General features: G+C 60.7%; 6 protein-coding genes. All 6 read right to left on the bottom strand.

From position 1 onward, the window contains the following. The coding region (locus tag VMR03_RS18055; RefSeq protein ID WP_325407701.1) for a DUF1302 family protein at window positions 1–413 on the bottom strand (413 nt) is incomplete at its 3' end. A gap of 42 nt (window positions 414–455) precedes the next feature. Continuing rightward, window positions 456–1316, bottom strand: coding sequence for an alpha/beta hydrolase (locus tag VMR03_RS18050; RefSeq protein WP_325407700.1), 861 nt, complete (start codon window positions 1314–1316; stop codon window positions 456–458). Window positions 1317–1551: 235 nt separating this feature from the next. Continuing rightward, on the bottom strand, window positions 1552–3216 hold the full coding sequence (locus VMR03_RS18045) for a DUF1302 domain-containing protein (protein ID WP_325407699.1): 1665 nt from the start codon (window positions 3214–3216) through the stop codon (window positions 1552–1554). Between the two features lie 252 nt (window positions 3217–3468). After that, window positions 3469–5877: an efflux RND transporter permease subunit gene (locus tag VMR03_RS18040; RefSeq protein WP_325407697.1), complete on the bottom strand. Its 2409-nt coding sequence runs from the start codon at window positions 5875–5877 to the stop codon at window positions 3469–3471. A 13-nt stretch (window positions 5878–5890) separates the two neighbouring features. Next, window positions 5891–6880 (bottom strand): WD40/YVTN/BNR-like repeat-containing protein, encoded by a 990-nt coding sequence (locus VMR03_RS18035; protein WP_325407695.1) that lies wholly within the window; start codon window positions 6878–6880, stop codon window positions 5891–5893. Window positions 6881–6966: 86 nt separating this feature from the next. Further along, window positions 6967–7381: VOC family protein (locus VMR03_RS18030; protein WP_325407693.1), on the bottom strand; the 415-nt coding region annotated here is incomplete at its 5' end.

Below are 7381 nucleotides of genomic sequence, written 5' to 3'. Positions count from 1 at the left end.
ACCGTCTCCGGCGAGGAGTTCGCATTGTTCTCGTGATAGACCTGATCGTAGTAAAAGCTGCCGCTCGCTTTGATGCCAAAATCGCCGTGGCGGAAATTCGTCTCCAGAAACGCGCTCGCCGCATTGGTCATGAGGTCGCCGCGCCGGAAATTCTGATCCGGATCGTCGTAATTGGCCGTCTTCGGCATCCCGGTTGCCGGGTCGAGCTCCGAATGCACGACCTTGTCGCTCGGCTTTTCCGTTCGGATGCCCACTGTGTATGTCGTGGTCAAGTTTGCATCCAGCGTGGTGTCGTCGCCGAAATCATAGGTATATGCATTGGCTGCATCGTTGAATCCCAGACCGGTTACGACTATGGCAACAAAAAAAGCAGCTCTTTCGATTTGCCCACGGACGACGGTGTCATTCCGCATGACGATCCCCGCATCAATCTCCTGCCGGATGCGACCGACCCCCTAGGCCTGGTTCAGGAATGCCAGGCACTCGGCATTAAAGTACTCCCTGTCTTCAGTCATGACCCAATGGCCGCACTGGTTGCTCACGACGAGCTTTGCCTTGGGGCAGCGCTCGATCAGAATCATGCCGTGGGCAACCGGCAGAAATTCATCGTGAGACCCCCAGAATGCGAGAATGGGGCAGGTGATTTCGTGGAGACGATCCTGGTAGACGCCGACCTTCATGGTCGAATAGACCTCGAGCGGCTGGCGTTGCGCGACGGAGAAGCGCTCCGATATCGCTTCTTCGGTAATGTGCTTCTTGTCGTAAACGAGGTGACCGAGGAGCTCCTTGAACGCCTCGACCGTGAACGGGCGCGACGGCAGGAACTGCATCAGCGCAAGTACCCCTGTCATCGAGAAGGCGTACTCCGCCGGCTCCTGCAATCCGCCGGGCGCCATCAAAATGAGCTTCGGCACCATCTTCGGGTAGGTCAGCGTGAATTGCAGCGAGATGGCCCCACCGAGCGAGTTGCCGACCGGCACGACGCTCTTGACGCCGACCGCCTGCAGAAATTCGTGCAGCACCTCGACATGCATGTCGGTCGAATACTGAATGTCGGCGGGCATGGAGGAAAGGCCATAACCCAGATAATCGGGCACCAGCACATGATAGCCGGCATCTACGAATGCGGGGAAGTTGCCTTTGAAATTGCTGTAACCGCTCGCCCCCGGCCCGCTGCCATGCAGGAAGAGAATGGAAGGCCTGTCCGCGGACGGCGAACCGACCTCGTGATAATGGAGCGAATGACCGCCCTTCACCTGGACATGCTTCCCGACGGGAATCGGCGTATCCGGGTTCACGCTTCTCTCCCTGGCCATTTTCTCTCTCGTCTTCGTTTCATGAACCATCGCCCTGCACGGCGGAAGTCGCATGGTCCGTACAGACTATGTTTTTCCCGTCGTGCCGATTGCGCTGCCCTGTCGAAAATTTCGGTCACACATGCCCCGGAATGACGGCCCGCGGCACTCGGCTTCCGCGGAGACGACAAGCCGTCACCGGCGTCCGACCAAACGCCACACGATCGCACATCGCCCGACGCACATCTCCGTTTCGTCAGAAGGTGTACTTCACGCTGGCGAGCGCGAAGTCGCGATCGACCATCGGGCGCAGGATCGGATCGTAATTCCCGAAGAATACGTTGTAGACGAATCCGATCTCGAGGTTGTTCAGCTGACGGAGCTTGACGCCTAGGCCAAGCCGCGTATCCCCCTGGCCCGAATAGGCGCCGAGCGAACCATTATAGGCCGGCGTTCCATGGAGATCGGAGCCGAGGTTGATCGGGACCGACATGTCCCAGCCGCCAGGAAAGACATCCGTATAGCCAAGTTCCGCCTGGAGCTGTACGCCGAAGGAACTCTTGTCGCGTTTGTAGAGTTCGGAATAATCGGCACCTTGCTGCGAGAAGGCGTCGATATGCGTCACCTGATTATAGGTCGCCTCTGCTGTCAGGCTCAGAGAGTCGGAAATCGGCGTCGATCCCATTACGTAGATGGCGTTCAGATTCGCCTGCCAGACGTCAATCGTCGACGGTTGGGGAAGAATGCTTTCGGTTCCGAAAACGGACAAGGTCGTACCGACCAGGGTGGCTGCGCCGGTCCTGTACGCGAATTCTGCCCCCACATTGACGCCGCCGATCAAGGTCGAGAGGCTTGCGCCGTATAACTTGACGTTACTGGCATATGACTCGTGATAGGTCAGCGGAATATCGACGGGAATGATTCCGCCGATCAGATAAGTGCCGAGGTCGAATTTCGGCAGCGGATTCTTATCGTGATAGTTCAGAAAATAGATTCCGCCCGAGGTCACGTCGCTGATCGTGAAGGTCGTGCCGACGCCATATTGTCCCTGACTATGCGGCCGTAGATCGTTCGCCTTGTTCACATTGGGTACGAGAGGAGAGCTAAAGCTGAACTCGGCACCGGGCCCGACCACGTCGGACCGGCTGAAATACGCACCTACACCGTCGAGTACGTTTGCCCGATAGTCGAACTGATAATAGCCGACGAGGCTGAACCGGCTGTTCAGCCCCCAGTTGAACGCAATCTGCGGGACCGGCAGAAGGATGTCCTTCACCTCCGCGCCCGGGAAATTGCCCTTGGTCGAATCCACCGGTCCCTGCGCCAGCGAGATATTGCCGAAGAAGAGGCTTTCTCCCCAGGCGACGACTTGATTGCCCGCTCGTACGCTCAGATCCGTGCCGAAGGGGTGGAACATGCCATAGGCGAAGAGATCGTAGAGCCTGATGTTGCCGCCATCGATATAGGTCGTGTCGCCGGCGAAGTCGTCGGTGTCCGTGTCCACCTGATTAATTCGGTCGGACCGGTTCGACGTATCCCGATGATAGACGTCGTCGTAGAACGCGAGAGCGCTCGCCTTGACGCCGAACTCGCCATGCGTCAGCTCCGCTTCGAGAAAAGCGCTGACCTTGTTCGTAATCAGGTCTCCCTGATGGAAATTCTGGTCCGGATCGTCATAGTTGATCGTCGAGGGATAGGCGAGCCCCGTTCCCTGGGTGCTCGTCACCTTCCCGCTCGGATGTTCAGTGCGCGCGCCGATCGTGTAGGTCGTCGTCAGGTTGACGTCGAACTTGCTGTCCTGGCCGATCTCATAGGTGTAGGCGGCGGCATTCGAACCAAATCCGCAGGTCAATGCAGCGATACCGGCGGCCCACAATGCGGGCTTCGCAATGCGCGCGCGGGCGCCCTCGTACTTCGGCATGAAATCCCCCCAGCATTTCACCCTGCCTGACGCAACCGACTCGCGTATCCGGCGCAGGAGAACCGGACATCGGCACCGACGTTAAAGTCTCACGGCAGAAACCCGATATGTTTCAGCGTCTTGAAAGAACAGTCATACAAGCTGGACGGATTCACATGGTCCGTCCGGACTAGTCGAACGGTTGCCATAGCCCTCCCCGGCTTTGCCTCCCCCACGCAGACTATGAATGCTCCGTCTCCCGATCAAGTGGCATCATGCCTGGGGCGCGACGGCGCCTGTCCGGCCACGACTATTTTCCTCCGCCTTCACCGCCTTCGTTAACCGTACGGGCAAAAGCCACGCAGCCAGCGCCGGCAGGAGGAAGATCGCGCCGAAGACGTTAACCAGGAACATGAAGGAGAGCAGGATGCCCATGTCCGTCTGGAAGCGAAGCGACGAGAAGGCCCAGGTGCCGACGCCGACCGACATGGTGACCGCGGTAAAAAGCGACGCCGTCCCGCGCTGTTTCATCGCCTCGTAGAAGGCGTGCTGCAGATCCTGACCGGCATGCCTCATCTGATGGACGATCCGCTCGTAGATATAGATGCCGTAATCGACGCCGACGCCGACGCCGAGCGCTATGACCGGCAGCGTCGCGACCTTGAGGCCGATCCCGAGCTGCGCCATCAGCGCGTTGCAGAAGACGGAAACCACGGTCAGCGGAATGATGATGCAGGCGACTGCCTCCCAGCTTCGGAAGGTGATGAGACAGAGGAGTGAAATCGCCCCGAAAAGCGAGAAGAGCATTTCGAGCTCCGCATCCTCGACCGCCTCGTTGGTCGCGGCGATGACGCCGATATTGCCGCTCGCCATCTCGAAGCTGACGCCCGGAGTCTTTTCGGCGGCGATGAACCGCTCCGCTTCCTTGACGATATGGGCGACCAGCGCCCCTTCATGCGATTTGGTGAAGATGCGTATCTGCTGCGCGCGGCAGCCCTCGGTATTGAACCCGAGATCGGGATCGTAGGCATAACCGCCGACGGAGAGCCCGGTGCTCGAACGCGGCAGACCCGCCCAGCGCGGATTGCCCTCGTTCATGCCTGCGATGACGGCCTTCGCGACATAGGGCACCGTCAGCACCGATTGCACGCCGTAGACGCCGCGCATGTTCTGGTCGAAGCGGTCGATCGCGTTCATGACCCGGTAGTCGAGGCAGGCGTCGTTCTCTCCCTGCGCTTCCACGATGACGGTGAGAACGTCGGTGCCGATATTGTAGCGGTTGAGGATCGCCCGGTTGTCGACATTGTAGCGGTCCCCATAGTGAAGCTCCGGTGCGCCCTGCCCGACATCGCCGATCTTGAGCCCGCGCGCATCGATCGCCGCCCAAACGACAAATCCCGCCGTGACGAGGAAGACCGCCATGGCCGGTCCCCGCCGCGCGAGATAGGAGACCGTCCACCAGAGACGATGAATTTCCGTGTCGTCCTTGCGCTTGGCCTGCGCGGCCTTGAGCGCCGCCGGCTCGAGCTTGATGCCCGACAACAGCGTCGGCAGGATGATCTTGTTGGTCGCGATCATCAGCAACACGCCAAGCGAAGCCGTCATGCCAAGCTCGCGCACGATGTCGATATGGATCCGCATGATGCAGATGAAGCCGAGCCCGTTGGTGACGAGCGCCAGCGTTCCCGGCACCAGCAGCGCCTGAAAGGCGAGCCGCGAGGCTTCGACCGAACTTGCGCCGGCGACGACGGCCTGCTTCCAGGCATTCGTCATCTGCACGGCGTGGCTGACGCCGATCGAAAAGATCAGGAACGGCACGAGGATCGAAATCGGATCGATGCCGGCGCCGATGATCGGCAGGAGGCCGATAAGCCAGAGGACCGGCAGCAGCGCAACGACGAGCGCGAGGCCCGTGAGCTTCCACGACCGGCAATAAAGATAGAGCAGTGCCGCCGTGATGACGAAGGAGATCAGGAAGAAGGCGAAGACGCCGAGCAAGCCGTCGACGATCGCGCCGACCAACATGGTAAAGCCGACGACATTGATCTCGATGTTCTTGTTCTCGTATTTGGCGCGCAGCTCGTCGAGCTTGTGGGCAAGCTCGTAATAATTCACCTGAATCTGTTTTCCGGCGACATTTTCCTGCACGGTCGCGATGATCATCGCGTCCTTCTGCTCGTTGCCGACGAGCCGGCCGATGACACCCGACGCCTCGATATTGCGCCTGACTTCCGCGAGTTCCTTCGGCGTCGCATTGAAGGTCTCCGGGATGACGGGAGCGCCGGTGAAGCCGTCTTCGGTGACGAGCGTGTAACGCACCTTCGACGAATAGAGCGAGGTCATGCCCGGCCGGTCGATATGAGGCAGGAAATAGACGTCGTTCGACAGGTGTTTCAGCGTGTCGAGGAATTCCTTGTTGTAGATATCGCCCTCGCCCTTCCAGCGAACATTGACAAGGATCTGGTTGTGCCCCGGAAACACGAAGGCGTATTTCGCGAAGGTCTTCATGAAGTCATGCCGTGTCGGAATGAACTTCTGGAAACCCGGGTCGAGCTGGATGTTGCGCGCCTCCCAGCCCAGAACGAGCGTGATGAGGGTCGCGACGATGATGATCGCCGGGCGCATCGAGATAAGCAGGTTCGAGCAGACCTCGACGACGCGCTGGGTTCTTGTCTGGTTCATGCTTGTCACCGGCTCACGATCTCCCGTCGAGCGAAACGAGCGTCCGCGGTAGCTCGGCTTCGGAAAGTCCGTCATCCCCGGAAAGCAGAATGCGTCCCGGCGAGAGTTCCAGCGCCGCCGTATAGACTTCCCGGCCGCGCATGCCGGTCTTCTGGAAGCTGCGGCCCTTGTCCGCCGACGTCACGACCGTGCCGTCTTGCCCGACCAGCACGATGCGGCCGTCGGCGAGCCTCGTCCCGCCGAAGAAGGAGGTCTCACCCTGCATGGGCACCGTCCTCCATGTCGCGCCGAAATCGTCGCTGCGCAGCACGTGGCCGCGCATGCCGTAAAGCAGCCACTCGTCGCGCGAGAGCCGCATGACGCCGTAGATGGAGCCCTTGTAGGGAATGGCGACCGGTTGCCAGTCCCTGCCGCCGTCGGCGGAACGAAGCACCACGCCCATTTCCCCCGCCACCATGGCGCGTTCGTCGTCGGACGAGCAGCCCACGGCATTGAGGTGGGGGGCGTCCGGAAGGTCCACGGGCACGTTCGCCCAGCTTTGCCCACGGTCGGCCGACATGAGGAATTGGCCGAAGCTTCCGGCGACGAACAGCCGGCCTCCGCCGGCGGCGCAAATCCCGAGCAGCGGTCCAGGCGCTTCCTTGTCGATATGCACCTCGGTCCAGCTCTTGCCGCCGTCGACCGTGCGCAACACCAGCCCGTCGTAGCCGATCGCAAAGCCCGTCGTCGCATCCGTGAAAAGAACCTGTGTCAGCGTCGCCTCGACCGGCTTGCCGACATGCGCCTCGCGCCAGGACTTGCCCTCGTCGTCGCTCACCAGCAGATGACCGCTTTCACCGACCGCGACCAGATGCCCGTCGCCCCGGGCAAGCCCGTCGACGCGGATTTTGTCCGCCTGCGTCGCCGTCGGCCGATAGTCCGGCGTCGGCCTGTCGTAAAAGGCATAAAAGGCAAAGATCGTCACGAAGACGACCATGACAATGCCCGGCATACGTTGAGCCATCGCCGGTATTCCTCCCTTACGCGACGCGAGCGCCCCAAAGCCCGCACCCTCCCGGCGCCCACGGCGCCGGCAATAGCAACACGGCGCTAGCCTCCGAGACGATGACCCCAGTGGCTGGGCGACGTGGTTTCAAAAACCTGATGCTCCGTCCAGTCCTTGACGAGCCCTCCCCAACCATATTCGAGCGCGAACATCCCCGGCGTAAAGATGTAAAACGAGATCATCTCGTCATTCACATGACGTCCGAGCCCCATCAGCATCGGAACCTGATGCTGCTGCACCCGGTCGAGCGCGCGACCGACCTCGTCGATGGAATTGACCTCGACCATCACGTGAATGCAGCCGCTAGGCGACGGCATCTCGGCCAGGATGTCGGCGTCACGCTGGGTGCTGGTGAACACCACGGCCTGGTCCACATCCTTGGTGGTCAGCAGGTGGTCCAGCAGGTCGTTCTTGTGGGCCAGGGTGTCGGCCACGTGCAGGCGCTGCTCGATGTTGTCG

The organism is Parvibaculum sp. (assembly GCF_035511255.1).
Taxonomy (GTDB): domain Bacteria; phylum Pseudomonadota; class Alphaproteobacteria; order Parvibaculales; family Parvibaculaceae; genus Parvibaculum.
This window is presented reverse-complemented; position numbering and strand designations above follow the sequence as displayed.

Coding starts and splice junctions, on each gene's coding strand:
- VMR03_RS18040 (WP_325407697.1), bottom strand. CDS start 5,877: ATGAACCAGACAAGAACCCAGCGCGTCGTCGAGGTCTGCTCGAACCTG.
- VMR03_RS18035 (WP_325407695.1), bottom strand. CDS start 6,880: ATGGCTCAACGTATGCCGGGCATTGTCATGGTCGTCTTCGTGACGATC.
- VMR03_RS18050 (WP_325407700.1), bottom strand. CDS start 1,316: ATGGCCAGGGAGAGAAGCGTGAACCCGGATACGCCGATTCCCGTCGGG.
- VMR03_RS18045 (WP_325407699.1), bottom strand. CDS start 3,216: ATGCCGAAGTACGAGGGCGCCCGCGCGCGCATTGCGAAGCCCGCATTG.